This window comes from Streptomyces sp. NBC_01294, from assembly GCF_035917235.1.
Lineage (GTDB): Bacteria > Actinomycetota > Actinomycetes > Streptomycetales > Streptomycetaceae > Streptomyces > Streptomyces caledonius.
Genome location: NZ_CP108423.1, coordinates 7,258,947 through 7,284,365 on the forward strand (window position 1 = coordinate 7,258,947; position 25,419 = coordinate 7,284,365).

A 25,419-nucleotide genomic window follows, 5' to 3' on the forward strand; every position below is an offset into this window, starting at 1 on the left:
AGGTTCGCCTTCCGGACCAGTGCCGGGCAATCGATTTTCCGTCGGCCGAAGCCTGCGACGAAGAGGCTTGCGGCCCTGGGCGGTGATTCAGTGCCTGGTCACAGGGCCGCGCACACCGGCGCTCAGGGGCGACTGGCGTGCTCCAGTTCGATCAGAGCGGAATAGTAGCTCCGCCCGGTGGCCCGTTCCATGCCCACCTCGCACATCCGGTTCGCCGACAAGTGCGCGTCGAAGTCCCGCGCGGTCACCTCCGCCGCCTCGCGCGCCGTCGCCGAGGCCGCCAGCTCCGGATGCAGCATGCCCCGGTCGCCCGCGAAGGCGCAGCAGCCGGCGTCGTCCGGGACCAGCACCTCGTCGGCGCACGCCGCGGCGACCGCCCGTAGCTGTTCCTCGTCGCCCAGATGCCGCATCGAGCAGGTGGGGTGGAGCACGGCCGAGCCCACGGTGCGCCGGATCTCCAGATGCGGCAGCAGCTCTTCCGCGGCCCACACGACCGAGTCGACGATCCGCAGCCGCGCGTGCAGCGCCCGGTTCTCCTCCGTCAGATACGGCACCACCTCGTGCGCGAGGCCCAGGGTGCAGGACGAGGCGTCGACGACCAGCGGCAGCCGCCCGCCGGCCGTCCAGCCCCAGGCCGCCTCGACGATCCGGTCGGCCATCAGCCGGTTCCCCGCGTCGTAGCCCTTGGAGTGCCAGATGGTCGCGCAGCAGGTGCCGCCCACGTCCCGGGGGATCCAGACGGGCTTCCCGGCCCGTTCCGACACGGCCACGAGGGCCTGCGGCAGGGAGGGGCCCGGCCGGCCCTCCGGCCCGCCGAAGATCCGGTTGACGCAGGCCGGGTAGTACACGGCCGTGGCGCCCCCCCGCCGCGTCGCGGGCAGTGCGCGCGCGGCGGCGCCGGGGAGCTGCGGCAGCCACTCCGGGACCAGGTCCGGTCGTACGGCCTTGCGCGCGGTCCCCGTCACGGCCGCGAGGACCCCGTCCCCGACCCGGCGGCTGATCGTGTCCGCGGCGGCCACGGCCAGGCGGGCGGCGGCCTCGACGGCGGCGAACCGCCGCGCGGCCAGCGTGGCGGCGGCCTCCTCGCGCGGGCCGTGCCGGCGGTGGCGGAAGTCCTTCATCAGCGCCCCGGTGTCGATGCCGACCGGGCAGGCGAGCCTGCAGGTGGAATCGCCCGCGCAGGTGTCCACAGCGTCGTAGCCGTAGGCGTCCAGCAGTCCGTCCAGGACGGGGGAGCCGGGCTGCTGGCGCATCATCTCGCGGCGCAGCACGATCCGCTGGCGCGGAGTGGTCGTCAGATCCCCGCTGGGGCAGGTCGGTTCGCAGAAGCCGCACTCGATGCAGGGGTCGGCCACCGCCTCCACCTGCGGGATCGTCTTCAGGCCGCGCAGATGGGCCTGCGGGTCGCGGTCGAGGAGGATGCGCGGGGCGAGCACCCCGTCCGGGTCGACGAGCCGCTTGGTGCGCCACATCAGCCCGGTGGCCTTGGGGCCCCATTCCAGTTCGAGGAAGGGGGCCATGTTGCGGCCGGTGGAGTGCTCGGCCTTCAGGGAGCCGTCGAACCGCTCCACGGTGAGCCGGCAGAAGGCTTCCATGAAGGCCCCGTACCGCTGGACGTCGGCGGGGTCGGAGGCGTCGAAGGCGAGCAGGAAGTGCAGGTTGCCGTGGGCCGCGTGACCGGCGACCGCCGCGTCGAAGCCGTGCTCCGCCTGGAGTGCGAGGAGCGCCTCGCAGGCCTCGGCCAGCCGGGACGGCGGCACCGCGAAGTCCTCGGTGATCAGGGTGGTCCCGCAGGCGCGGGCCCCGCCGACGGCGGTGACGAAGGCCTTGCGGGCCTTCCAGTAGCCGCCCACGGTCTTCGGGTCGCTGGTGAAGGCATTGGTGACCGAGGCCACCGGGGCGACCAGGTCGAGCCCGGCGAGGGCCTGCGCCGCCCGGAGTGCACAGGCGTCCCGGCCGGCCGCGTCCGGAGACCGGAACTCCACGAGCAGGGCGGTGGTCTCCCGGGGCAGGTCCGCCCAGTCGGCCGGAACCCCCTCGACGCTGACCGAGGCGCGCAGGGTGTTGCCGTCCATCAGCTCGACGGCGAGGGCGCCCGCCTCGTTGAAGCGGGGCACGGCGGCGGCCGCGGCGGGCAGCGAGGGGAAGAACAGCAGGGCGGAGCAGACCTCGCGCTCCAGGGGGAGGGTGTCGAAGACGACCTCGGCGATGAAGCCGAGGGTGCCCTCCGATCCGACCATGAGCCCCCGCAGGATCTCGACGGGGGTGGTGCCGTCCAGGTAGGCGTCGAGGCGGTAGCCGGTGGTGTTCTTGATCTCGTACTTCGCGCGGATCCGGGCGACCAGCGCGGGGTCGGCCTCGATCTCCCGCTTGATCTCCATCAGCCCGTGGCACAGGGCCGGTTCGGCGCGCGAGAGTTCCTCGTCGGCCAGCGGGTCGGCCGTGTCCACGACGGTCCCGCCGGGCAGGACGAAGGTGAGCGAGGAGAGCGTGCGGTAGGAGTTCCTCGTGGTGCCCGCCGTCATGCCGGACGCGTTGTTGGCGACGACCCCGCCGAGGGTGCAGGCGATGGCGCTGGCCGGGTCGGGGCCGAGGACCCGGCCGTACCGGGCCAGGGCGGCGTTGGCCCGCAGGACGGTGGTGCCCGGCCGGATCCTGGCCCGCCGGCCCTCCTCCAGCACCTCGATCCCGGCCCAGTGGCGTCGTACGTCGACCAGCACGTCCTCACCCTGGGCCTGGCCGTTGAGCGAGGTCCCGGCGGCGCGGAAGACCACCTCGCGCTGTCGGCCGCGGGCGTACGAGAGGACCGTCGAGACGTCGTCGATGTCCTCCGCGATCACCACGACCTGGGGCACGAAGCGGTAGGGGGAGGCGTCGGAGGCGTAGCGGACCAGGTCGGAGACCTTCCACAGCACCTTCTCGGCGCCCAGCAGCCCGATCAGCTCGGCGCGCAGCGGCTCGGGGGTGCCGGAGGCCCGGTGCCCGGGTACCCGGTCGGGGGAGGGGCCGCGGATGCCGCGGGGGCGCAGGGCCCCCGGCTTCGGTTCGAGCAGCGGCATCTGCGACCCCTCGCCTCATCGCGGCCCACGAGTGGCCTACTCAGCAGCTGCGCTCCGCCGGCGCGTCCGACAGGGCGTTCAGCAGACCGCCGAGCACTTCGCGCTGGTCGGCGGTCAACGGTGCCAGGATCTCCTCTGCCGCGTCGGTTCGCGCGTTGCGCAGACGGCGCAGCGTGGCGCGGCCGGTGTCGGTGAGCTCGATCCTGATGACGCGGCGGTTCGCGGGGTCGGGCGCGCGCCGCACGCACGCGGCCGCCTCCAGGCCGTCCACCAGAGTGGTCACCGCGCGGGGGACGACCTCCAGCCGGGCCGCGAGATCCGCCATCCGGGGTGCCTGCTCTCCCTCGTAGTGCGAGACCAGGCGCAGCAGCCGACTCTGGGCGGGAGTGATCCCGAGCGGCACCATGTGGCGCTTCTGGATCCGGTGGAGCCTGCGCGTCAGGCGCAGGAGCTGCTCGGCGAGGAGGCGATCGGTGTCGGAGGCGGAGCTCATGCGGGAACAATATCAGGACGCCATTCATTGTGAGTATAGGTAACAATGGCCTGGTGCTCCCCTGGCAGCGACCCTGCCGAAACCGACTCCGCGAAGATCTCGACCCCTGACTCCTGACCCCGAGAGGGTGCCCATGCCACACGACGAACCGAAGTGGACCCCATCGAAAGATCCCCTCGACCCACGCCGCCCCGCCCCGGCGGAGCAGCCGCGGGAACTGCGCCGGATCGTGGCGCTGTTCCGGCCCTACCGCGGCCGGCTCGCCGTCGTGGGCCTGCTCGTCGGCGCCTCCTCGCTGGTCGGCGTCGCCTCGCCGTTCCTCCTCAGGGAGATACTCGACGTCGCGATCCCGCAGGGCCGCACCGGGCTGCTCAGCCTGCTCGCGCTCGGCATGATCCTGACCGCCATCGTCACCAGCGTCTTCGGCGTGCTCCAGACCCTGATCTCCACGACCGTCGGCCAGCGCGTCATGCACGACCTGCGCACCGCCGTCTACGCACAGCTCCAGCGGATGCCGCTGGCCTTCTTCACCCGGACCCGCACCGGCGAGGTGCAGTCCCGCATCGCCAACGACATCGGCGGCATGCAGGCGACCGTCACCTCCACCGCGACCTCGCTCGTCTCGAACCTGACGATCGTCATAGCCTCCCTCGTCGCCATGCTCGCGCTCGACTGGCGGCTCACCCTCGTCTCGCTGCTCCTGCTGCCCGTCTTCGTGTGGATCAGCCGGCGGGTCGGCCACGAGCGCAAGAAGATCACCACGAAGCGGCAGAAGCAGATGGCCGCCATGGCCGCGACGGTCACCGAGTCGCTCTCGGTCAGCGGCATCCTGCTGGGCCGCACCATGGGCCGCTCCGAGTCGCTCACCTCAGCTTTCTCCGAGGAATCCGAGAAGCTGGTCGGCCTCGAAGTGCGTTCCAGCATGGCCGGGCGCTGGCGGATGTCCACCATCGGCATCGTCATGGCCGCGATGCCCGCGCTCATCTACTGGGCCGCCGGCATAGCCCTGCAGACCGGAGCCCCCTCGCTCTCCGTCGGCACCCTCGTCGCCTTCGTGACGCTCCAGCAGGGCCTCTTCCGGCCCGCCGTGAGCCTGTTGTCGACCGGCGTGCAGATACAGACCTCGCTCGCGCTGTTCGCCCGCATCTTCGAGTACCTCGACCTGCCGGTGGACATCACCGAACCCGCGGAACCGGTGCGGCTGGACCGGGCCAGGGGCGAGGTCAGGCTGGAGGACGTGCACTTCGCGTACGAGGCGAAGAACGGCCCGACCCTGTCGGGGATCGACATCACGGTCCCGGCCGGCGGCTCCCTCGCCGTGGTCGGCCCGACCGGCTCCGGCAAGAGCACGCTCAGCTACCTCGTGCCCCGGCTCTACGACGTGACCGGCGGCCGGGTCGCCCTCGACGGGGTGGACGTGCGCGACCTCGACTTCGACTCGCTGGCCCGCTCCATCGGCGTGGTCTCCCAGGAGACCTACCTCTTCCACGCCTCGGTCGCGGACAACCTGCGCTTCGCCAAGCCGGACGCCACCGACGAGGAGATCGCCGAGGCGGCCCGTGCGGCGCAGATCCACGACCACATCGCGTCCCTGCCCGACGGGTACGACACCCTGGTCGGCGAGCGCGGCTACCGGTTCTCCGGAGGCGAGAAGCAGCGCCTGGCCATCGCCCGCACCATCCTGCGGGACCCGCCGGTGCTGATCCTCGACGAGGCCACCAGCGCCCTGGACACCCGTACCGAGCACGCGGTTCAGCGGGCCATCGACAACCTCTCGGCGGGCCGCACCACCATCACCATCGCGCACCGCCTCTCCACCGTCCGCGACGCCGACCAGATCGTGGTCCTGGACGCGGGCCGGATAGCCGAGCGCGGCACCCACGAGGAGCTGCTGAAGGCGGACGGCCGGTATGCGGCCCTGGTCCGCCGGGACCGGGACGCCGCGCTGGCGCCCGAGCCGCCCGAGGAGTTCCAACTGGCTCGGGTGAATGTGTGACCGTATGACCGGCGCACCGGTTGGGTGCCGGAAATCTGACGTTTTGCGAGTTAGCGTTCCCGCATGAGTCACGAGTACCGGCCGCCGCAGCGCCGATCCCGGCTCACCCGCCGGGGCCGGCTGGCGCTCTTCTTCGGCACGCTGATCGCGCTCGGTGCGGCAGTCCTGATCCCGATGCTGGGGGGTGGGGAAGTGCCCGAGAAGCCACGCCGGTTGGTGATCCCCGAGGGCTGGCGCGCCCCCCAGGTGTACGCCGCGGTCGACCGCGAGCTGAAGCTCCCGCAGGGTTCCACGAAGACGGCGGTGGCCACCGCCGGGCTGGACCTGCCCGCGGAGGCCAAGGGCAACCCGGAGGGGTACCTCTTCCCGGCGACGTACCCGGTGACCTCGAAGTCCACCCCGGCCGCGCTCCTCGCGTACATGGTGCGCACGGCGAACGAGAAGCTCGCCACCAAGGCCGTCGCGGACGGCGGCAAGGCCCACGGGATGACCCCGTACCAGACGGCCACCCTGGCCAGCGTCATCGAGGCGGAGGCCGAGAACCGCGCCGACATGGGCAAGGTCGCGCGGGTGGTGCACAACCGGCTGGCGAAGTCGATGCCGCTCCAGATGGACTCCACCATCAACTACGCGCTGAACCGCAACACCGTGGACACCACGCTGAGCGATACGCGGATCGACAGCCCCTTCAACACCTACGAACGCCAGGGACTGCCGCCCACGCCGATCGACAGCCCGGGACTGGAGGCCATGGCGGCCGCGGTCGCGCCGACGCCCGGCGACTGGCTGTTCTTCGTCACCGTCAAGCCGGGGGACACCCGCTTCTCGGCGACGTACGAGGAGCACAAGAAGCACGTGGCGGACTTCAACCGGATCCGCGCCCACGCGGGCTCCCGTGCGGGCCAGGGCGCTGCCGCCGGGAAATGAGGGGCGCCGTGCCCGGGATCGGTCCTACGATCGGCGGCTGGCCGGACGCGTGGACCGAGGGGGCGAGCCGTGAAGTGGCCATGGAAAGCGACTGTGACTGCGACCGCGACAGCGACAGCGAAAGCGAGAACCGGGGCGAGAGCCGGGGCGGAGGCTGAGGCGCAGGCACCGGAGGGCGTGCTGCCCGCCGGCGCGGAACGGGACGCTCCACCGCCGGTGGACGCGGCCGCTGCGGCCGCCGAGGCCGCCGAGCGGGCGGCGCACCAGCGGGCGGTCGAACGGTGGGGACACAGCGGGGCGGAGTGGCGCGAGTGGCTGGCTCGTTCCCCCGTCGGAGTCGACCTGCTCCACTGGTGGTTCGACGAGGCCGACCTGACCGCTCTGGTCGGCGAGGACCGGTACGTCGAACGACTGGCCGAGTTGCTCTCGGTGGCGTCGGCGCGCGACATCGCGGCGATGGGGCTCGGCTGCAGCCGGGACGTCGAGCGGGCCTGCCGCTTCCCCGAGGTCTGCACTGCGGATCCCGTCGTTCCGGCGGGCGGAGAGATCGCCCGCCGCCGGCGCGGAGAGGTGCCGGGGGCGTGCAGCAGTTTCATCGACTGCTGGAGCCCGCACGAGGTCGAGGTGGACTTCACCGCGGGAGACCGTCACCGCTCGGTGCTCCTGTTCCGCGGCGGTCCGAGCGAGGCGCGGCTCTGGGTGGACGGCATGCCCGTGGGGGAGGGCGAACAGCTGGACAAGGGCGGCCTCTGGGAAGACGGGCGTTTCTTCGCCATCCGCATCGCAGGACCGGACGACCATCCTCGGCAAGGGCTCGGGCACATCGGTGCCCAGCTCTACGCCATCGTCTCGCTCCTGGTCGTCGACGCGGAGCGGCGCACGACCCGCATCTTCGTCCCGGACCCCACCGAGAACTGGACCGAGCCCGTCCTGCGCGTGCGGGACGGGACGGGCTACGTCTACGCGACCCCGGCGGCGTACGCGGCCGACATCCCGGACCGGGAGTTCCCCGTCGAGCCGCCGGAGGCGGGCTGACGGCCCCGCGGCCCGTGGCCCCGTCAGGCCGCGGGCGAGACCGCCCGTTCGCGCGCCAGCAGCCGGCGGATCTCGCGGACCGCGGCGCCGCCCGCGCGGTTGGCGCCGATGGTCGACGCCGACGGGCCGTATCCGACGAGGTGGATCCGCTCGTCGCGCACGGCCCGGGTCCCCTCGACCCGGATGCCTCCGCCCGGCTCGCGCAGGCGCAGCGGAGCCAGGTGGTCGACGGCGGCGCGGAAGCCGGTGGCCCACAGGATGACGTCCGCGTCCACCCGGCTCCCGTCCGCCCAGACGGCGCCCGCGGGGGTGATCCGTTCGAACGCGGGACGGCGGTCCAGGACGCCCGAGGCCAGACCGGCCCGGACGGCGTCGTTCAGCGGGAGTCCCGTCACGCTGACCACGCTCTGCGGCGGCAGTCCCCGGCGCACCCGCTCGTCCACCAGGGCCACCGCGGCCCGGCCCTCGGCCTCGCCGAAGCTCCCGTCGCGGAAGACCGGGGGCCGCCGGGTCACCCAGGTGGTCTCCGCCGCCACCTCGGCGATCTCCAGCAGGTGCTGCACCGCCGAGGTGCCGCCGCCCACGACGATCACCCGGGCCCCGGCGAACTCCTGCGGCCCCGGGTAGTTCGCGGTGTGCAGCTGGCGGCCGCGGAAGGTCTCCTGGCCCGCGTAGCGCGGCCAGAACGGCCGGTCCCAGGTCCCGGTGGCGTTGATCAGGGCCCGGGCCGACCAGATGCCGGCCGAGGTCTCCACGCGCAGCCGTCCGTCGTCCCCCTCGCGTACGGCCGACACGTCCACGGGGCGCTGGACGCTCAGGTCGAAGCGGTCCTCGTAGGCGGCGAAGTACTCCCCGATCACCTGGGACGACGGCCGCAACGGGTCGGCGTCCGTCAGCTCCATGCCGGGCAGGGCGTGCATCCCGTGGACCCTGCCGTAGGTGAGCGAGGGCCAGCGGAACTGCCAGGCCCCGCCCGGGCGGGGCGAGTGGTCGAGGACCACGTGGTCGAGCCCCGCCCGGGTGAGGTGGTAGGCGCTGGACAGGCCGGCCTGCCCGGCGCCGATGACCGCCACGTCCACGTCCACGTCCACGGTCCGCATCAGATCGTTCACGGTTCTACTAACTCGCGCGGGCCGCGGGATCTTCCCGCAGCCCGCAGCCCGCAGCCCGCAGCCCGCAGCCCGCAGCCCGCAGCCCGCAGCCCTTAGCCAGTGGCCCGCTGTCGGCGCAGCGTCGCCGGGACCGGCCCGGCCGGCTGCAGGGTGAGCCCCGGGAAGACCCCGACCCGCTCGCTCCCGCTGTCCAGGTGGAACCGCTGTCCCAGCACGGCCAGTACGAGGGCCGCCTCCACCAGCGCGAACCGCGCTCCCAGACAGGTCCGCGGGCCGCCGCCGAAGGGGAACCAGGCGTGTTCGGGCACCGGATGCGGGGCGTCCGCGTCCCACCGCTCGGGCCGGAAGGCCTCCGGGTCGGGGAACCACCGCTCGTCCCGGTGCATCGACCAGGGGCTGGTCCACACCGCCGTCCCCGCCCGCACCGCCCGCCCGCCGATGGACGCGCCCTCGGCGGCCACCGCCGAGATCAGCCAGATCGGCGGATAGATCCGCAGCGCCTCCTTGACCACCTGCTGCGTCCACGGCAGCCGCGCGTAGTCCTCGTACGTCGGCAGCCGTCCGCCGAGCACCCGGTCCAGCTCCTCCGTCAACCGGGCCCGCGCCTCGGGCGCCCCCGACAGCAGCTGCCAGGCCCAGGTCAGGGTGGTGGAGGTGGTCTCGTGGCCGCCGATGTAGAGGGTGATCGACTCGTCCCGCAGCTCCTTGCGGGACAGCGGGCCGCCGTGTTCGTCGCGGGCCGCGAGCAGCCGGCTCAGCAGGTCGTCCCGTTCCGCGCCGGCCGCCGAGGCCGCCTCGTGCTCCTGTATGACGTGCTCGATCTCCCGGTCCAGGACCGCCACGGCCTGCTGCATCCGGCGCCGTCCGGGCGTGCGCACCCACGGCGGCAGGAAGAGCGTCAGCCCCCTGAACTCCGCCCCCAGTTCCCGCTGCGCCGTGGCCATGGCCGCGCTGATGGGCGCCTCCCGGCCGGAGGCATCGCTCCCGAACAGCGTGCGCACCGCGATCCGCTGGGTGAGCCCGGCCATCTCCCGGTGCACGTCGATCCGCGCGCCCTCGCGCCAGCCGGCGGCCAGGGCGTCCGCGCACTCCACCATCGTGGCGGCGTACGAACGCACCTGGCGCGGCCGCACGGCAGGCTGGACCAGGGCCCGCTTGCGCCGCCAGTCGTCCCCGGTGGCGACGACCACCCCGTCGCCCAGCAACCGGTGGAAGGCCCAGCCCAGTTCCATCGGCTTGAAGGTCGACTCGACGGCGCCGAGCAGTTCCGCGGCGTGCTCCGGCCGGGAGACCAGGATGTTGCGCTGCGGGCCGAGCGCCCAGGGCACCCAGTCTCCGTAGTCGTCGCGCAGGGACTCGAAGAAGGCCAGCGGATCGCGGGCGAAGGCGGGCAGGTTACCGAGCAGGGGCCACCGGCGCGGTCCGCCGTTCCGGGTGCCCGGAGGCGGGGTCGCGGTCACGCAGGCATGGTGACAGCAGGCCCCGCAGGGCGCCAGAGTGCGGACCGGGCGGTCACGGACCGCGCTGTACGGGGCCCTGCGTTCCCTCGCCCGGACGGGCAGACGGGCAGACCGCGCTCAGGCGATCCGTGCGGCGGTCCGCCGTGCGGTCAGCCAGTCGTAGGCCGCGTCCGCGGTGAACTCCGGCTGCCCGCCCGGGAAGAGGAGCCCGACGGACGCGAAGGCCGGGTCGTCGGCGATGTCCGCCACGTACGGCACGGCCACGCAGTCCATGCCGGCGGCGAGGGCGGCCCGTGCCCCCGGCGTCGCGTCCTCGACGACCACGCAGTCGGCGGGCTCGGCGCCCAGCCGGCGGGCCGCCTCCAGGAACACGTCCGGGGCGGGCTTGCCGTGCGTGACCTCCTCGGCGGAGACCGCGGTGGTCAGCAGCGCGTCCAGCCCGGTGCCCGCCAGCACGGCGTCGATCGCCTCGCGCGAGGAGCCGGAGGCCACCGCCATCGGCACGCCCTCGGCGTGCAGGCGATCGACGAACTTCCGCATCTGCGGGAAGACCTCGGTCCGGGTGCGGGCCAGTTCCAGGTAGGCGGCGTTCTGCTCCGCGAGCAGCTGTTCGACGGGCGCCAGGATCCCGTACCGGTCCTTGAGGATCTCCAGCGTCTCCCGGGTCCCGATGCCGATGAAGCGGGAGTGCTGCTCCCACGTGAAATCGGGGACCCCGTGCCGCTCCAGGGTGCGGCGCCCGGACTCGTAGTAGTTCGGCTCGCTGTCCACGAGGGTGCCGTCGAGATCGAATATGACGGAAATCATCCGCTGCGCCCGTCCTGCCGGTTGTGGCCTGTCTCAGTCATCCTGTCAGGCTTTGCGGGCATTTCGACCCAGGGCCTCGATCAGCGGCAGCAGCCGGTGCGGGACCCGCTCGCGCAGGGCCACCTCCGTGCGGGTGCGGACCACGCCCGGCATCTGGATCAGCCGCTGGATCACGTCCTCCAGGTGCGCGTTGTCCCGGGCCGCCACGCGGGTCAGCAGGTCCCCGCCGCCGGTGATCGAGAAGGCCTCGATGATCTCCGGTATGGCGGCCAGCGCGTCGCCCACGTCGTCCAGATGGCCCTGGGTGACCTCGATGTGCACGAAGGCCAGCACCGGGTGCCCCAGCGCGGCGGGGGAGACCACCGGCCCGGTCCCGGTGATCACGCCCGTGCGCTCCAGCCGGTCCAGCCGGGCCTGCAGCGTGCCGCGCGCGACGCCGAGGATCCGGGCGTACTCGCGGACGCTGGTGCGCGGCTGCTCGATCAGCAGGCGCAGGATTCTGGTGTCGAGCTCGTCCACCGCCATGCCGCGACTGTACCAATGGCCCCGTTCACGCAGGTCCTTCCCGGCCAGAGGTCTGGTCGGTGTGCAACCGGGGCTCGGCCCGGTAGGACAGGCCCACCACCAGCACCACCGCCGCGGTCGGCAGCAGCAGCCAGTTCACCGTCCAGCCGGCCCGCACGAGCAGCGCCCCGAGGAATCCACCGGCGAACATCGCCAGCACGGACAGGCCGCGCAGCGCCCAGCGGGACGTACCGAACCCGAAGACGTTGCCCCGCCCCATGGCGGCGCCGCCGAGGAAGGCGGTCATGGACCGGGTGACCAAGGTCGTCGGCACCCCCGGCAGGTTGGCCCGCAGGATCGTGGTGTTGCGCAGCCCCATCGCCAGGGCCAGGATCGCCGACACCGTCAGGTGGCGGTCGGTCGGAGACCCGTAGTGCGGCACCAGCCCCCACCCCGCGGCCGCGGCGGCGACGATCAGCCCGGACTCGACGATCAGGCCCGTGATGAACCAGCGCTTCCCGCGGGCCTCGGCGAGGGCCTCCAGCCGTGCCCCGCAGACCACTCCGAGGACGAAGGCGGCCAGCGAGACCGCTGCGGCCAGCGCCGGCAGATTGCCCACCCGTGCGGCACCGAAGGCCAGGAACAGCACGTTGCCGGTCTGCATCGCCGTGAACACCGGCCCGAGCGCGAGCAGGCTCACCGCCTCCACCACCCCGGTCACCACGGTCAGTGCGATCATCAGCGTGGGCATGAGCAGGGGGAGCCGCCGCGGACCGGCCGCCCGCCCGGCCTCTCGGTTCTCCTCCATGACGCCCGACAGTGACACGCCCACCCGGATCCCCCCGCGCCGACATGCCGCAGGGCATAGGGTCCGAAGGGTGAGCGACCTGTTGCTGGTGAGGCACGGAGAGACCGAGTGGAGCGCGAACGGGCGGCACACCGGACGCACCGACATCCCGCTGACCGCGCGCGGGGTCGAGGAGGCCATCTCCCTGGCGCCCTTCTTCCTCGACCGACACCCGGCCCTGGTGATGGCGAGCCCGCTGCGCCGGGCCCTCGCCACGGCCGACCTGGCGGGGCTCACCGGCTCGGCCACGGACCCCGATCTGTACGAATGGGACTACGGCGGATACGAGGGCGTCACCACCAACGAGATCCGGAAGACCACGCCGGACTGGTCCCTGTGGACCGACGGCGTCCCGCCCGGCGACGCCGCGCACCCCGGTGAGAACGCCGCCCAGGTGGGCGCCCGCGCGGACCGCGCCCTGGCCCGGGTCGCCCCCGTGCTCCGCGCGGACGACGGCGACGTGGTGATCGTCGCCCACGGCCACTTCCTGCGTGTCCTGACCGCCCGCTACCTGGGCCTGGAGCCCGAGAACGGCCGGCTGTTCCTGCTGCGCACCGGCACCGTCAGCACGCTCTCCACGGAACACGGCCTCCCCGTGATCGCGGGCTGGAACACCCGCCCCTGACCGCGGCCGCGTCGCCTCGCGCAGCGGTGCGGCGTGCGTGACCATTCGTACATGGCCCACGACAGCGCAGGTGACGGACCCGGGACGGAGATCCAGGGAGAGGGGCTCAAGGCCAACGCGATCGGGTTCCTCGACGCGCTGGTCATCGGCCTGAACTCGACCTCGCCTGCCTACTCCCTGGCCGCCGTCCTCGGGCCGATCGTGGCCCTGGTCGGGATCTACGCGCCCGGCGTGATGCTGGCCTCCTTCGTGCCGATGCTGCTCATCGCCGCCGCCTTCTACTACCTGAACAAGGTCGACCAGGACTGCGGGACGACCTTCTCGTGGGTCACCCGGGCCATGGGCCCCTGGGCGGGCTGGCTCGGCGGCTGGGCCATCGCCATGACGGGCGTGCTGGTCATCGGATCGCTGGCGGACGTCGCCGTCAACTTCGGCCTGCTCGCCGCCGGACTCGACAGCTGGGCCGCCAACGCCGTGATCCGGCAGGGCCTCACCGTCGCCGTGATCCTCGTCATGACCGCGATCTGCGTCATCGGCACCGAGCTCTCGGCCCACCTGCAGGACATCCTCATCCTCGCCCAGGTCTTCTTCCTGCTGGCCTTCGCGGTGGTCGCCATCTCCCGCATCTACGCCGACACCAGCACCCTCGAGGCGATCGAGCCGTCCCTCACCTGGCTCAACCCCTTCGGCGCCGGCGGCGCCGCCCTCACCGGCGGACTGCTGCTCGGCGTGTTCATGTACTGGGGCTGGGAGTCCGCGGTCAACCTCACCGAGGAGACCGAGAACTCCGCCACGGCGCCCGGCAGGGCCGGGATCTGGTCGACGGTCATCCTCCTGGTCACCTACCTGTCCGTGTGCTTCGCGGTCGTCGGCTACGCCGGCACCACCTTCCTCGCCGAGAACGCGGCCGAGGAGGAGGCGATCTTCGCCGTGCTCGCCCACGAGGTCATGGGGGGCTGGGACTGGGTGGTCCTCCTCGCCGTCTGCACCTCCGCGCTCGCCTCCACCCAGACCACGATCATCCCGGCCTCCCGCACCGCCCTGTCCATGGCCCGCCGGCACGCGCTGCCACCGCCGCTCGCCCACATCCACCAGCGGTTCCGGACCCCGGACGTGAGTACGTGGTGGGTGGCCGGCATCGCCATCGGCTGGTACCTCGTCGTCAACCAGATCAGCGAGAACGCGCTCCTGGACTCCCTCACCGCGCTCTCCCTGCTCATCGCCTTCTACTACGCGCTCACCGGCCTGGCCTGCGCCGTCTACTACCGCCGCCACCTCTTCGAGAGCGCGCACAACCTCCTGCTCATCGGGGTGGGCCCGGTGGTCGGCGCCGGCCTGCTGATCTGGCTGCTGGTGGAGTCGATCGGAGACATGTCCGACCCGGAGAACTCGGCGAGCGGCGTCTCCTGGTTCGGGCTCGGCCCGCCGCTGGTCATCGGGATCGCGATCGCCGTCGTCGGCGTGCTCGTCATGTGCTTCTGGCGGGTACGGGACGGCAGGTTCTGGCAGGAGCGGCGGGGTGTGGTCGACCCGGCCCTCGTCCATGCCGGCAAGCGCTGAGGAGTCCCGATGTCCGTGGTCCTTGGATACGACGAGTCGCCCGGCGCCGAACGGGCCCTGATGGTGGCGCTGGAGGTGGCCACCGCCTTCGGCGAGCCGCTCGTCCTCGTCTACGGGGCGGCCGCCCCGGGCGCTGCCGGCGAGGAGTACCGCGCCCACCGGGAAGCCATCCGTCAGGCGGGCCGCAGCGCCCTGGCGCACGCCGTCGAGGAAGCCGACGCCGCCGGTGTCCCGTCGACGGTCGAGGTGGTCGACGAGAAGCCGGCCCAGGCCCTGCTGGACGCCGCCGAGCGGCACCGGGCCCGGGTCATCATCGTCGGCAGCTGGGGCGACAGCCCGATGCGCGGCGCCCTGCTCGGCTCCACCCCGCACAAGCTCCTGCACCTCTCGCCGGTCCCGGTGCTGTGCGTACCGACCGAGGGCGGGCCCGGCCGGTGACGGTACGGGCCTTCGCGGCGCCGGCGGCGGCGGTGCCGGGCCCGGAAGGCGGCTGAACCCTCGCCAAGGGCCTGCCGGTACCGGGCCCGCGGGGCCGCGCCGGGTGCGGCAGGCTCGCGGGGGAGAAGCGGCTGCGGCCGCCGCCGGCCGCCTGGAAGACTGGACCCCGTGGAACGACGTACGGCCGACCGGCTGCTCAGGGCGCGCGCACAGGCCATCGGGGGCGAGGTCCGGGAGGACTCGGTCGCCGCCGTCCTCGACCGCGTGCTCGCCGTCCAGGCCCAGGACCTGCCCGCGGCGGAACTCGGGCTGCGGGTGCGGGCCCGCGGGCTGACCCGGGACGCGGTGCGCCGGGCCACCGACACGGAACGTACGGCCGTCCGCGGCTGGTTCATGCGCGGCACCCTCCAGCTCGTGCCGGCCGCCGACGCCCGGTGGCTGCTGGCCCTCCTCGGCCCGGTCCACCTCGCCCTCGCCGCCCGGCGGCTGCGCGAACTCGGCCTCGACGAGTCCCTGTGCGCGCGCTCGGAGCGGCTCATCGCCGACGCCGTCGACGGGGAGGGGCCGCTGACCCGCGCGCAGCTCACCGACCGGCTCACGACCCTCGGCGTCGATCCGAAGGGGCAGTCCGCCTTCCACCTGATCCGCCGCGCGGCGCTGACCGGCCGCATCTGCCACGGACCGCAGCGGGACGGCGAGGCCACCTTCGTCCTGCTCGACGACTGGCTGCCCGCCACCGGCCCCCTGCCTTTCACCGGAGCGGCCGCCGAACGGGAACTGGCGCGGCGCTACCGCCTGGCCCACGGGCCCTGCGACGCCCTGGACTTCGTCCACTGGTCGGGGCTGAAGACCACCACGGGCAGGAACGCCTGGGCCGCCGTACCGGACCCCGGGCCCGAGGCGCCGCCCGCTCCCGCAGACCCCGACGTACGGCTGCTGCCGGCCTACGACAACTACCTCGTCGGCTACCGCGGCCGGGAGCTGTCGGTGCCCGCGGAACACGAACGCCTGGTGTGGCCCGGAGGCGGGCAGATCCGTGCCACCGTGCTGGTCGACGGCCTGGCCATCGGCACCTGGTCGGGAGGCCGCCGCGGGGCGCCGGTGACGGTCGAGCCCTTTCCCGGGGCCGAGCCCTTGCCCCCGGCCGTGGCCGCCGGGATCGCCCGCGAGTGCGCCGACGTCGCACGCTTCTCCGGCGGAAGCGATCGCCCGCCCACCGGCGATCCGTAGTCCCGTCCCAGGCTCCGTCCCCGGATCCGTCACTGGTCCGTTGGCCGGGCCATGGCCGATGCTCCTCCCGTCCGGCTGTACCAATGGCTCACCCCCGGCGGCCGGAGTTGAGCCAGTGGGCTCACAGGTGCTTATCTGTGGTGTATCCATTTACTTGTGGCGCCGCGCGGCGCCGGACGGCAACGAGGCCGGTTCCGGAGCGCGGCGCCTTCGCTGTGCCCGTCTGCCGCCCACCACCCCCGGGCGGCGTCGGCCGGCGCGCATCACCTGCAAGGGGGGCGGCACACCGCCGTGAAGAGGATGTTCGTGGCTCCGGATCCGGGGCGAATGAGACTCAGGACCTCGGCCCGCGCGGTCATCGGCGTCGCCGCCGCCGTCGCCCTGGCCGAGCTCTGCGGTCTCTCCCTGACCGCCTCCATCACCGGAGGACTGGCGGCCCTGCTCGCCCTCTTCACCGTCACCGACACGACCGTGCGCCGTCAGGCGGTCACCACCGCCCTGCTGCCGGCCGCCGGATTCCCGGTCCTGGCCCTCGCCACCACCCTGCACGGGGTGACCCCCGCCCGGGACGCCGTCTTCGTCCTCGTCGTCTTCTGCGGGGTCTACGCCCGCCGCTGGGGCCCGCGCGGACACGCGCTCGGGATCTTCGCGTTCATGAACTTCTTCATCACGCAGTTCCTGCACGCCGTCCCCGCCCAGCTCCCGGAGCTGTACGCCGCCGTGGGCCTGGCCCTGGCCGCCGCCGGCGCCGTGCGCTTCCTGCTCTGGCCCATCGAGCGGCGCACCCCGCCGCCCGCCGCACCCGCGCCGCTGCCCGGGCGGGGACTGGCCCGGCCCACCACCCGCCAGGCCTTCCAGGCCACCGCCGCGTGCGCCGTGGCCCTCGCCATCGGGCAGGTGCTCTCCGAGGACCGCTGGTACTGGGCCGTCGGCACGGCCTGGTGGATCTTCGTCAACACCGCCTCGCGCGGCGAGACCCTGGTACGGGGCTTCCGCCGCGTGCTCGGCACCGTTGTCGGCGTCGCCGCCGGCGTGCTGATCGCCATCCCGCTGAACGGCGCGCCCGCGCCCACCGCCCTGCTCGTCGCGGCGTGCGTCTTCGCGATCTTCTACACGGCCGCGGTCTCGTACAGCTGGATGATCCTGGCGGTCACCCTGATGGCCGGGCTGCTCTACGGCCTGCTGGGGGTGCTGGACCCGGGCCTGCTCGTGCTGCGCCTGGAGGAGACGGCCGTCGGCGCGGTGTGCGCCGCGCTGGCCGTGGTCCTCGTGCTGCCGGTCACCACCCACGCCACGAACGACGCCTGGATCCAGCGCGCGCTGCACTGCGTCCACGCGGCCACGGCCCAGGCCACCGCCCGCCTCGCCGGCTCCCCGACGGCCGATCCGGCGCCGCACGCGGCCGAGCTGGAGACCCTGCTGGCCCGGGTCCGGATGGCGCTCGCCCCGCTGGTCCACCCGCTCAGCCCGTTCCGCGCCCGCAAGGCCCGCGCCGGACAGGTCATCGCGCTGCTGGACGCCTGCGCCCGCGAGGTGCGCGGGCTGGTGGCCGTCGCCGGCGACCCGGACGCCAGCCACGACGCGCGCCTCGCCGCGGCCTGCTGGCGCGTCGAGGCGGCGGTGGAGGCGCTCACCGCGGACCGGCGGGCCGCGGGCGGGCCCGCCGCCGCGCGCGACACCGTGCCGCACGCCGCCGCCACCGAACCCGCGCTCGCCCACCTGCAGAGCCTGGAGCGGGCGCTCTCCGAACTCGCCACCCCGCTGGGCAGCGACCCGCGGGCGCCGTTCGTCGTCAGCGCCTGAGCAGCCCGACCCCGGCCCCGTCCCGCGCCAGCCCGGCCGGCAGCCGGCCGGGGGTGTGCACCACCCCGAGGGCCTGGGTGGCCCGGGTCAGGGCCACGTACAGGTCGCTCGGCCGGAAATCGGCCGGCTCCACCACGATCACCGTGTCGAACTCCAGCCCCTTGGCCTGCCGCGGGTCCAGCAGGACCACCTCCCGGGTCAGGTCCGGCTCCGCGCCCGCCCGTACCCCCGGCAGCACGTCGGCCAGCGCCGCGTGCCGCGCCCGCGGCGCGATCACCGCGAGCCGTCCCTCGGCCGGGCGCTCAAGCTCCACGGCCTCCGCGACCGCCGCCGCGAGGTCCCCGGCCTCGCGCGCCCACGGCCGCACCCCGGTGGCCCGTACCGAACGCGGCGGCGCGAAGCCGGGATCGCGCTCGCGCAGCACGGCCGCCGCCACCTCCATGATCTCGGCCGGCGTGCGGTAGTTGACCCCCAGCCGGACCAGCTCCCAGCGCTCGCCCACGTACGGGGACAGGATCTGGTCCCAGCCGCCGCAGCCCGCCTCGTCGGCGGTCTGCGCCGGGTCGCCGACCAGGGTCATCGACCGGGTCGGGCAGCGCCGCATCAGCAGCCGCCACGCCATCGGGGACAGCTCCTGCGCCTCGTCCACGATGACGTGCCCGAACGCCCAGGTCCGGTCGGCCGCCGCCCGCTCGGCCGTGCTCCGGTGGTCGGCCTCCTCCTGGCGCTCGGCCATCCGCTCGGCGTCGATGATGTCGTGCGCCGCGAGGTACTCGTTCTCCTCGTCCTCGAACTCGTACGACTGCGAGCCCGCGGACACGTTCAGCACCCCTTGCGCGTACGCGATGCGCTGCTGCCGCTCCCGTTCCTCGGCGGCGCGGCGGGCGCTGTCGTCCTCCCCGAGCAGCTCGGCCGCCTCGTCCAGCAGCGGCACGTCGGCCGGGGTCCAGTCCGGCCGCGCCGACGGGGCGCGCCGGATCAGCTCGGCCTCGTCCGCGGGCAGGTGCGCGGGGTCCGCCAGGAAGTCGCCGATCAGCTGCTCGGGGGTGAGGGAGGGCCACAGCGAGTCGATCGCCGCGTGCACGGCGGAGCTCATCGCGATCTCCTTGCCGAGCTGCGCGACATCGTCCGAGCCGAGCAGGTTCGGACCGCCGTACGGGTCGGCGCCCAGCCGGTCCGCGAGCTGCGCGGTGAGGGCGTCGATGATCCGGAACGCGAAGGAGGGGCGCGCCTGGTTGTGCGGCAGCCCGGTGGCCCGGGCCCCGTCCCTCGCCTCGTACGCCATCGTGCGGTCCAGCAGCAGCGTCCCGTAGTCGTCGTGGTCGATCTCCAGCGCCGGCTCGGGGACCGTGTCGTACTCCTCGCCCGTGTCCTGCGGCAGGGTCTCCGGCAGGCACTGCCGGTCGGCCACGACCCGGGCGAGGACCTCCGCCATCGCGGCCCGGCCCTTGACCGCGGCGGCCCCGGGGCGGTCGGTGCCGGTCGCGCGGACGCCGGGGAAGAGCTCGCCCGGGCTGGAGAGCAGCACGCCCGTCTCGCCGAGGGCCGGCAGCACCCCGCCGATGTAGCCGAGGAACGCCGGGCCCGGTCCGACGATCAGCACGCCGCGCCGGGCGAGCAGCTCCCGGTGGGCGTACAGCAGGAACGCGGCGCGGTGCAGGGCGACCGCGGTCTTGCCCGTGCCGGGTCCGCCCTCGACGACGAGCACCCCGCGGTGCGTGGTGCGGATGACCCGGTCCTGCTCGGCCTGGATGGTGCGCACGATGTCGTGCATGCGGCCGGTCCGGGCGGCGTCGAGCGCGGCGAGCAGCACGGCGTCCGCGTCGGCGCCCTCGTACCCGGTGCGCTCCGCGTCGGCCAGGTCGAGGATCTCGTCGTGCAGGGCGGTGACCGCGCGCCCCCGGCTGCTGATGTGGCGACGGCGGCGAAGCCCCATGGGGGTATGGCCGGTGGCGAGGTAGAACGGGCGGGCCACCTTCGCGCGCCAGTCCAGGACCAGCGGTGTGCGTTCCGCGTCGTCCGCGCGGATTCCGATCCGGCCGATGTGGTGGTCACGGCCGTCGGAAAACTCCAGACGGCCGAAACAGAGGCCGTTCTCACCCGCATTCAGAGCGGAAAGCAGGCCGGACTGCTCGGCGACCAGGACATCCCGCTCCAGGCGCGCCTGTGCGCCGTTCCCGACCTCGCGCAATGCTCCCTCGACCGCGCGTCCGGCCTGGTCACGCAGTTGGTCGAGGCGCACATAGAGATCGGTGATGAATTGCTGCTCTTCCTGGAATTCCTCGGTTGACAATTGCACTCCTGCCGCGATACAGTGTCCTCGAAAGCTTCCCCATGTCTTCGGTTTCAACGAAGTCATGAATCAATGAATATACTCCTCTTCCTCCCTCGGCAGCGAATTCCGCCGGGGGATTTTTTGCGTACCGTGGATCCCATGACCACCGCACACGGCTCCGCCGACGGCATCGTCTACCGCCTCGCCCGCCCGGAGGACGCCGGCGCCATCGAGGCCCTGGACAGCTCCTTCACCACCGCCACGGTCTTCGAGGTGACCGCCTCCGACGCCGGCCTCGGCTTCCTGCTCCGCGAGGTCCCCGTGGACCCGCCCGTGCACAAGGTGTTCCCACCCGAGGAGCACGACGAGCAGGGCTCCGGCGGCGCCGCGGGCCCGGACGTGGAAGCGGACGCGCGCACCTTCGTGGCGCTCGACGGCGGCGAGGTGTGCGGTTTCGCCGCCGTGGGCTACGCCGGGTGGAACCGGCGGCTGACGATCGAGGACATCGAGGTCTCGCTTGGCCACCGGGGCCGCGGCATCGGCCGCGCACTGATGGAGCACGCGGCGGAGTTCGCCCGTGAACGGGGCGCGGATCACCTGTGGTTGGAGGTCAGCACGGTCAACGCCCCGGCCGTGCACGCCTACCGGCGCATGGGCTTCGGCTTCTGCGGCCTCGACACGACCCTGTACGGCGGCACGCCGTCCGCCGGCGAGCAGGCGCTCTACATGAGCCGCCCCTGCCGCTGACGCGCTCGCGCGACGCCCGCGCGCGATGCCCCGCGCGCTCAACTCCCGGACTGCGCGGGATCGTACGCCCTTGCGATCCCCGTCCGCAGCCGGATCCGTGAGGATCACTCGGAGGAGTGTTACGGGCCCGCCGATCCCGCGGCGCTGACCTGCGGCATGTACAACGGGTAATTGTTTATTGCACATTCATCCGGCACGTACAGGGTGGATCTGGTCGGACAGGGGGTAACCGCCCGGAATGGAAATTCTTCAACAGCGCTCCACCACCGCTCAGGTGTGGGAAGCGGCCGAGGAGTTCATCCGACTCTTCCACCGGGAGAATACGGACGCAGGTGATCCGCGGGCCCGGCTCGCCGCCGTACGGGCCGAGCTCGCGGAGACCGGAAGCTACGTGCACACCCCCGAGGAGCTGGTCCACGGGGCGCGCGTCGCCTGGCGCAACAGCAACCGCTGCATAGGCAGGCTCTACTGGAACTCACTGCGCGTCCGCGACCGCCGCGGGCTGACCGACTCCGACGACATCGCCGCCGAGTGCTTCGAGCACCTGCGCGAGGCGACCAACGGCGGCCGGGTCAGACCCACCATCACGGTCTTCGCGCCGGACACCCCGGACCGCCCGGGGCCGTTGATCTGGAGCGAGCAGCTCGTCAGGTACGCCGGCTACGGCGACCACCCCTCGATAACCGTCGGCGACGCCCGCAACGCGCCGCTCACCGAGGCCCTCCTCCAGCTCGGCTGGCCCGGCGGCGCCGGCACCCCCTTCGACCTGCTTCCGCTGGTGGTCCAGGGTGTCGACGACAAACCCCGCTGGTTCGACACCCCCGCGGACGCCGTCCTGGAGGTGCCGATCGCCCACCCCGACGGCGACGGCTGGGCGGACTGGGGACTGCGCTGGCACGCCGTCCCCGCCATCTCCAACATGTGCCTGGAGATCGGCGGCCTCCACTACCCGGCCGCCCCGTTCAACGGCTGGTACATGGGCACCGAGATCGGCGCGCGCAACCTCGCCGACACCGACCGCTACAACCTCCTGCCCGCCGTCGCCCGGCGCCTGGGTCTGGACACCTCCAGCGACCGCTCCCTCTGGAAGGACCGCGCGCTCGTCGAGCTCAACCGGGCGGTCCTGCACTCCTTCGACCGCGCCGGGGTCACCATCGCCGACCACCACACCGAGTCCCGGCGTTTCCTGTCCCACATGGAACGGGAGCAGCGCAAGGGGCGGGAGGTGGGCGCCGACTGGTCCTGGATCGTGCCGCCGATCTCCGGCTCCGCGACCCCGGTCTTCCACCGCACCTACGAGGACCGCGAGAGCAGTACGGCGTACGTCCACCACGCCGGAGCGCAAGAACGGGCGCAGGGGCGGGATTTGGTCTAGACCTTCTGTTACCGTCGGCTCCGGACGATCCGACAGTGGTGAGAGGGGCTTCCTGTGGGCGGCGCGAGCACGGACCGAAGCGGCGTACACCGGGCCTACGTCGGCTCGTTCACCTCGGGGGGCGGCCGCGGTGTCACCACCGCGGCCGTGGACCCGCGGACCGGAGCGCTGACCCCGCTCTCGGTCACGGCCGCCGAGGACCCCTCCTACCTCGCCGTCGCCCGGGACACCGGCCTGCTCTACGCGGTGAACGAGACCGAGCGGGGCGCGGTGACCGCCTTCCGGCCCACCACCGAGGGCCTCACCCCGCTCGGCGCGGCCGTCCGCGTCGGCGGCTCCGGGCCCACCCACCTCAGCGTGGCCGGGCGCCGGCTGCTCACCGCCAACTACACCTCGGGCAGCGTCAGCAGCCTCCCGCTCGCCGCCGACGGGAGCCCGGGCGGGCCCGCGCGCGTCCTGGCGCACCGGGGCTCCGGCCTCGACGCCGACCGGCAGGAGGCCCCGCATGCCCATCAGGTGCTGCCCGACCCGACCGGCCGCTGGGTGCTCAGCGTGGACCTCGGTACCGACGCGGTACGGGTCTGCGCGCTCGACCCGGCCACCGGGGAGCTGCGGGTGCACGGCGAGACGGCGCTGCGGGCCGGGACCGGACCCCGGCACCTGGCCTTCCATCCGGACGGCGCGGTGGTCTACGTCCTGCACGAGCTGGAGCCGCAGGTGACCGTCTGCCGCTGGAACGGGGCGGCCGGGCGGCTGGAACCGGTCGGGGAGGTTCCGGTGGCCTCCGCGGGCGCTTCAGGGGCCGTACGGGCCTACCCCTCGGCGGTCGTCGCCTCGCCCGACGGCCGGTTCGCCTGGGTGGCCGTCCGCGGCGCCGACGCCGTCGTCACGCTCTCCCTCGCCGACGGGGCCGAGAAGCCGAGGCTCACCGGAGCCGTGGACTGCGGGGGCCACTGGCCGCGGGATCTGGCCGTCGACCCGTCGGGGCGCCGGCTGTACGCGGCCAACGAGCGCTCGGGGGACGTCACCTGGTTCGACGTGGACCCGCTGACCGGGCAGCCGCACCGGGCCGGCTCGGTGGCCGTGCCCGCGGCCACCTGCGTGGTGTTCGCCTGACGCGTCCGCGGAGGTGGACGGGGTGGGCGGGGTGGACGGCCGGCACGGCCGCGTACGGCGTCCGGACGCGGGCCGGCAACGGAAGGGCCCCCGCCGGCCACCGGAAACCGGGGGTCGGCGGGGGCCCTTCCGTCGCGTCGGACGGGTCAGTGTGCAGAGGCGCCCAGGGTGATCCCGAGGGCCGCGGAGTACTGCGCGACGGCCAGCTTGCCGAGCGCCGGGTAGGCGCCGAGCACCTCGGCGGCGGCGCAGTCGGCCTCCTTGCAGGCGGTGTCCAGCAGACCCTCGGCCGCCTCCGGGCCGATCAGGTACGGGGCGAGCGCGAGCTGCGTGGAGCCCTCGCGGCGCAGCTGCTCGGCGACCGAGGCCACCGAGCCCTCCTGGTCGAGTGCGGCGGCGATGACCGGCACGGCGAGGCGGGCCGCGAGCAGCATGCCCGTGATCCCGGCGGCCTGTACGGCCTCCTCGCCACCGGTGGTGGCCAGGACGATGCCGTCGGCGGCGGTGGTCACGGTGAAGAGCCGGGCGCGGTCGGCGCGGGCCAGGCCCGCCTCCGACAGCCGCACGTGCAGGCCCTCGGCGAGCAGCGGGTGCGGACCGAGTACGTCGGCCAGCTCGGCGGCCGCCGAGGAGTCCATCAGCGCCTGGCGCACCCGGCGCAGCAGGTCGCCGTCCGGACCGGCGAGCAGCGGCACGACCACGGCGTCGGGGCCGGTCGGCGCGGGCACCTCGTGGCCGGCGGCGCGGGCGAACTCGGCGCGCGCGGCACGCTCGGTCGCGACGGCGGTCAGCACGCCCGACAGGGACGGGAACTCGGAGGCGTCGTCACCGTCGAGGAAGCCGATCCGGGCGTCGAGGCCCGGCAGCTCGGAGCGGCCGATGCTGATGATCTCTTCCGCCAGTCCACGCGAGGCGGCAGAGGGGACCCCGGGCACGGCGAGCACCAGCGCGGGCGCGCCCTCGGGCGCCGCCGCGGGCTCGGGCCGGCGGTGCCGTCCGGTCTGGCGGGGTCGCGGCATTCGTACGGGCAGGCCATTTGCGGGCCCAGTGGGGGAGCTCATGGCGCCGCATGCTACTGGCTTATCGGAAGAGGGTGTTCGGGCAGGGCCTTCTCCGGCGGCATCTGTCCGCATTTATCCGGTGAATAGCAGATACGATCAACTGACGGACGGCAAGCGTCAGTTTACGGACCGTGCACGCGGGCGGGAAGCGGCCACGCCGGGGGCGGGGGCGGCCGTCGAGTGACTCGATCATGACCGGGGACGTGCACCGGCGCACTCTGTGCGCCAGTAGAGTGACGCGTTGTGGCAGCTCTTCCGTTGAACCAACTTGTCGAGCCCGGATGGGCGAACGCGCTGGAACCCGTGGCCGGGCGTATCGCCGCGATGGGTGACTTCCTGCGTGCGGAGATCGCGGCGGGCCGCACCTATCTGCCGGCCGGAGCGCACGTCCTGCGCGCGTTCCAGCAGCCGTTCGACGAGGTGCGCGTCCTGATCATGGGACAGGATCCGTACCCGACCCCGGGAATGGCCATCGGTCACAGCTTCGCGGTCGCGCCCGAGGTCGACCCGCTGCCCGGCAGCCTGGAGAACATCTTCCGGGAGCTGCACGCGGACCTCGGACTGCCGCGCCCTTCCAACGGCGACCTGACGCCGTGGACCCGGCAGGGCGTGCTGCTGCTGAACAGGGCGCTCACCACCGCCCCCCGCAAGCCCGCGGCCCACCGGGGCAAGGGCTGGGAGGAAGTGACGGAGCAGGCCATCCGCGCCCTGGTCGCCCGCGGCAAGCCGCTGGTGTCCGTGCTGTGGGGGCGCGACGCGCGCAATCTGCTGCCCTTCCTCGACGGCTTCCCGGCGATCGAGTCCGCCCACCCGTCCCCGATGTCCGCGGACCGCGGGTTCTTCGGCTCGCGGCCGTTCAGCCGCACCAACGAGCTCCTGGTGCGCCAGGGCGCCCAGCCGGTGGACTGGCAGCTGCCCTGACCGACCGGGGCCGCTTCACGATCGGCCA

Annotated in this window: 21 protein-coding genes; 12 read left to right on the top strand and 9 right to left on the bottom strand. The window is 73.6% G+C overall.

Features of this window, described 5'->3' with window-relative positions:
• Nucleotides 1–122 precede the first annotated feature (122 nt).
• Both OG534_RS32845 and OG534_RS32850 read right to left on the bottom strand, forming a co-directional pair.
• On the bottom strand, nt 123–3,059 hold the full coding sequence (locus OG534_RS32845) for an FAD-binding and (Fe-S)-binding domain-containing protein (protein ID WP_326592927.1): 2,937 nt from the start codon (nt 3,057–3,059) through the stop codon (nt 123–125).
• A 40-nt stretch (nt 3,060–3,099) separates the two neighbouring features.
• A complete protein-coding gene (locus tag OG534_RS32850) occupies nt 3,100–3,552 on the bottom strand; it encodes a MarR family winged helix-turn-helix transcriptional regulator (RefSeq protein WP_326592929.1) in 453 nt (150 codons plus the stop codon).
• A 133-nt stretch (nt 3,553–3,685) separates the two neighbouring features.
• Here OG534_RS32850 and OG534_RS32855 point away from each other — a divergent pair, with 133 nt between their 5' ends.
• The 3 genes from OG534_RS32855 (at nt 3,686) to OG534_RS32865 (ending at nt 7,510) form a co-directional block, all read left to right on the top strand.
• A complete protein-coding gene (locus OG534_RS32855) occupies nt 3,686–5,548 on the top strand; it encodes an ABC transporter ATP-binding protein (RefSeq protein ID WP_326592931.1) in 1,863 nt (620 codons plus the stop codon).
• 63 nt (nt 5,549–5,611) lie between these two features.
• A complete protein-coding gene (gene mltG / locus OG534_RS32860) occupies nt 5,612–6,475 on the top strand; it encodes an endolytic transglycosylase MltG (RefSeq protein WP_326592933.1) in 864 nt (287 codons plus the stop codon).
• 216 nt (nt 6,476–6,691) lie between these two features.
• Nucleotides 6,692–7,510, top strand: coding sequence for a hypothetical protein (locus OG534_RS32865; protein WP_326592935.1), 819 nt, complete (start codon nt 6,692–6,694; stop codon nt 7,508–7,510).
• A gap of 23 nt (nt 7,511–7,533) precedes the next feature.
• On the opposite strand, the gene OG534_RS32870 is transcribed toward OG534_RS32865, so the two are convergent.
• The 5 genes from OG534_RS32870 to OG534_RS32890 all read right to left on the bottom strand — a co-directional run bounded on the left by OG534_RS32870 (nt 7,534) and on the right by OG534_RS32890 (nt 12,201).
• Nucleotides 7,534–8,610: an FAD-dependent oxidoreductase gene (locus OG534_RS32870; protein ID WP_326593983.1), complete on the bottom strand. Its 1,077-nt coding sequence runs from the start codon at nt 8,608–8,610 to the stop codon at nt 7,534–7,536.
• A 104-nt stretch (nt 8,611–8,714) separates the two neighbouring features.
• Nucleotides 8,715–10,082 carry a cytochrome P450 gene (locus OG534_RS32875; protein WP_326592936.1) on the bottom strand — a complete coding sequence of 456 codons (1,368 nt, stop codon included), beginning with the start codon at nt 10,080–10,082 and terminating at the stop codon, nt 8,715–8,717.
• 117 nt (nt 10,083–10,199) lie between these two features.
• Nucleotides 10,200–10,889 carry an HAD family hydrolase gene (locus OG534_RS32880; RefSeq protein ID WP_326592938.1) on the bottom strand — a complete coding sequence of 230 codons (690 nt, stop codon included), beginning with the start codon at nt 10,887–10,889 and terminating at the stop codon, nt 10,200–10,202.
• Between the two features lie 45 nt (nt 10,890–10,934).
• Nucleotides 10,935–11,414: an Lrp/AsnC family transcriptional regulator gene (locus OG534_RS32885; RefSeq protein WP_326592940.1), complete on the bottom strand. Its 480-nt coding sequence runs from the start codon at nt 11,412–11,414 to the stop codon at nt 10,935–10,937.
• 25 nt (nt 11,415–11,439) lie between these two features.
• Nucleotides 11,440–12,201, bottom strand: a complete 762-nt coding sequence (locus OG534_RS32890) for a YoaK family protein (RefSeq protein WP_326592941.1) — start codon at nt 12,199–12,201, stop codon at nt 11,440–11,442.
• 70 nt (nt 12,202–12,271) lie between these two features.
• Between OG534_RS32890 and OG534_RS32895 the strand changes: the two genes are divergently transcribed.
• The 5 genes from OG534_RS32895 (at nt 12,272) to OG534_RS32915 (ending at nt 17,896) form a co-directional block, all read left to right on the top strand.
• A complete protein-coding gene (locus OG534_RS32895) occupies nt 12,272–12,865 on the top strand; it encodes a histidine phosphatase family protein (protein WP_326592943.1) in 594 nt (197 codons plus the stop codon).
• 51 nt (nt 12,866–12,916) lie between these two features.
• Complete coding sequence (locus tag OG534_RS32900; RefSeq protein ID WP_326592945.1) at nt 12,917–14,425, top strand: APC family permease; 1,509 nt, start codon at nt 12,917–12,919, stop codon at nt 14,423–14,425.
• Nucleotides 14,426–14,434: 9 nt separating this feature from the next.
• A complete protein-coding gene (locus tag OG534_RS32905; protein WP_326592948.1) occupies nt 14,435–14,863 on the top strand; it encodes a universal stress protein in 429 nt (142 codons plus the stop codon).
• Nucleotides 14,864–15,031: 168 nt separating this feature from the next.
• A complete protein-coding gene (locus OG534_RS32910; RefSeq protein ID WP_326592949.1) occupies nt 15,032–16,093 on the top strand; it encodes a winged helix DNA-binding domain-containing protein in 1,062 nt (353 codons plus the stop codon).
• A 300-nt stretch (nt 16,094–16,393) separates the two neighbouring features.
• A complete protein-coding gene (locus OG534_RS32915; RefSeq protein ID WP_326593984.1) occupies nt 16,394–17,896 on the top strand; it encodes an FUSC family protein in 1,503 nt (500 codons plus the stop codon).
• Here the strand turns inward: OG534_RS32915 and OG534_RS32920 are convergent.
• Complete coding sequence (locus tag OG534_RS32920; RefSeq protein ID WP_326592951.1) at nt 17,886–20,195, bottom strand: HelD family protein; 2,310 nt, start codon at nt 20,193–20,195, stop codon at nt 17,886–17,888. The genes OG534_RS32915 and OG534_RS32920 overlap by 11 nt on opposite strands.
• A gap of 135 nt (nt 20,196–20,330) precedes the next feature.
• On the opposite strand from OG534_RS32920, the gene OG534_RS32925 reads away from it, so the two are divergent.
• The 3 genes from OG534_RS32925 (at nt 20,331) to OG534_RS32935 (ending at nt 23,409) form a co-directional block, all read left to right on the top strand.
• Nucleotides 20,331–20,918, top strand: coding sequence for a GNAT family N-acetyltransferase (locus tag OG534_RS32925; protein WP_326592952.1), 588 nt, complete (start codon nt 20,331–20,333; stop codon nt 20,916–20,918).
• 238 nt (nt 20,919–21,156) lie between these two features.
• The gene (locus OG534_RS32930; protein ID WP_326592953.1) at nt 21,157–22,293 is read left to right on the top strand and encodes a nitric oxide synthase oxygenase; all 1,137 of its coding nucleotides are present in this window, start codon (nt 21,157–21,159) and stop codon (nt 22,291–22,293) included.
• 54 nt (nt 22,294–22,347) lie between these two features.
• A complete protein-coding gene (locus tag OG534_RS32935; RefSeq protein WP_326592954.1) occupies nt 22,348–23,409 on the top strand; it encodes a lactonase family protein in 1,062 nt (353 codons plus the stop codon).
• A gap of 146 nt (nt 23,410–23,555) precedes the next feature.
• Here OG534_RS32935 and OG534_RS32940 read toward each other — a convergent pair whose 3' ends face one another.
• Nucleotides 23,556–24,470: a sirohydrochlorin chelatase gene (locus OG534_RS32940; RefSeq protein ID WP_326592955.1), complete on the bottom strand. Its 915-nt coding sequence runs from the start codon at nt 24,468–24,470 to the stop codon at nt 23,556–23,558.
• Nucleotides 24,471–24,713: 243 nt separating this feature from the next.
• Between OG534_RS32940 and OG534_RS32945 the strand changes: the two genes are divergently transcribed.
• The gene (locus OG534_RS32945) at nt 24,714–25,391 is read left to right on the top strand and encodes a uracil-DNA glycosylase (protein WP_326592956.1); all 678 of its coding nucleotides are present in this window, start codon (nt 24,714–24,716) and stop codon (nt 25,389–25,391) included.
• Nucleotides 25,392–25,419: the final 28 nt, after the last annotated feature.

What these genes read in the sequence shown, in the direction of transcription:
- OG534_RS32855 (WP_326592931.1), top strand. Translation starts at nt 3,686, where the DNA reads ATGCCACACGACGAACCGAAGTGGACCCCATCGAAAGATCCCCTCGAC.
- OG534_RS32880 (WP_326592938.1), bottom strand. Translation starts at nt 10,889, where the DNA reads ATGATTTCCGTCATATTCGATCTCGACGGCACCCTCGTGGACAGCGAG.
- OG534_RS32850 (WP_326592929.1), bottom strand. Translation starts at nt 3,552, where the DNA reads ATGAGCTCCGCCTCCGACACCGATCGCCTCCTCGCCGAGCAGCTCCTG.
- OG534_RS32890 (WP_326592941.1), bottom strand. Translation starts at nt 12,201, where the DNA reads ATGGAGGAGAACCGAGAGGCCGGGCGGGCGGCCGGTCCGCGGCGGCTC.
- OG534_RS32870 (WP_326593983.1), bottom strand. Translation starts at nt 8,610, where the DNA reads ATGCGGACCGTGGACGTGGACGTGGACGTGGCGGTCATCGGCGCCGGG.
- OG534_RS32905 (WP_326592948.1), top strand. Translation starts at nt 14,435, where the DNA reads ATGTCCGTGGTCCTTGGATACGACGAGTCGCCCGGCGCCGAACGGGCC.
- OG534_RS32915 (WP_326593984.1), top strand. Translation starts at nt 16,394, where the DNA reads ATGTTCGTGGCTCCGGATCCGGGGCGAATGAGACTCAGGACCTCGGCC.
- mltG (WP_326592933.1), top strand. Translation starts at nt 5,612, where the DNA reads ATGAGTCACGAGTACCGGCCGCCGCAGCGCCGATCCCGGCTCACCCGC.
- OG534_RS32845 (WP_326592927.1), bottom strand. Translation starts at nt 3,059, where the DNA reads ATGCCGCTGCTCGAACCGAAGCCGGGGGCCCTGCGCCCCCGCGGCATC.
- OG534_RS32925 (WP_326592952.1), top strand. Translation starts at nt 20,331, where the DNA reads ATGACCACCGCACACGGCTCCGCCGACGGCATCGTCTACCGCCTCGCC.
- OG534_RS32940 (WP_326592955.1), bottom strand. Translation starts at nt 24,470, where the DNA reads ATGAGCTCCCCCACTGGGCCCGCAAATGGCCTGCCCGTACGAATGCCG.
- OG534_RS32885 (WP_326592940.1), bottom strand. Translation starts at nt 11,414, where the DNA reads ATGGCGGTGGACGAGCTCGACACCAGAATCCTGCGCCTGCTGATCGAG.
- OG534_RS32900 (WP_326592945.1), top strand. Translation starts at nt 12,917, where the DNA reads ATGGCCCACGACAGCGCAGGTGACGGACCCGGGACGGAGATCCAGGGA.
- OG534_RS32930 (WP_326592953.1), top strand. Translation starts at nt 21,157, where the DNA reads ATGGAAATTCTTCAACAGCGCTCCACCACCGCTCAGGTGTGGGAAGCG.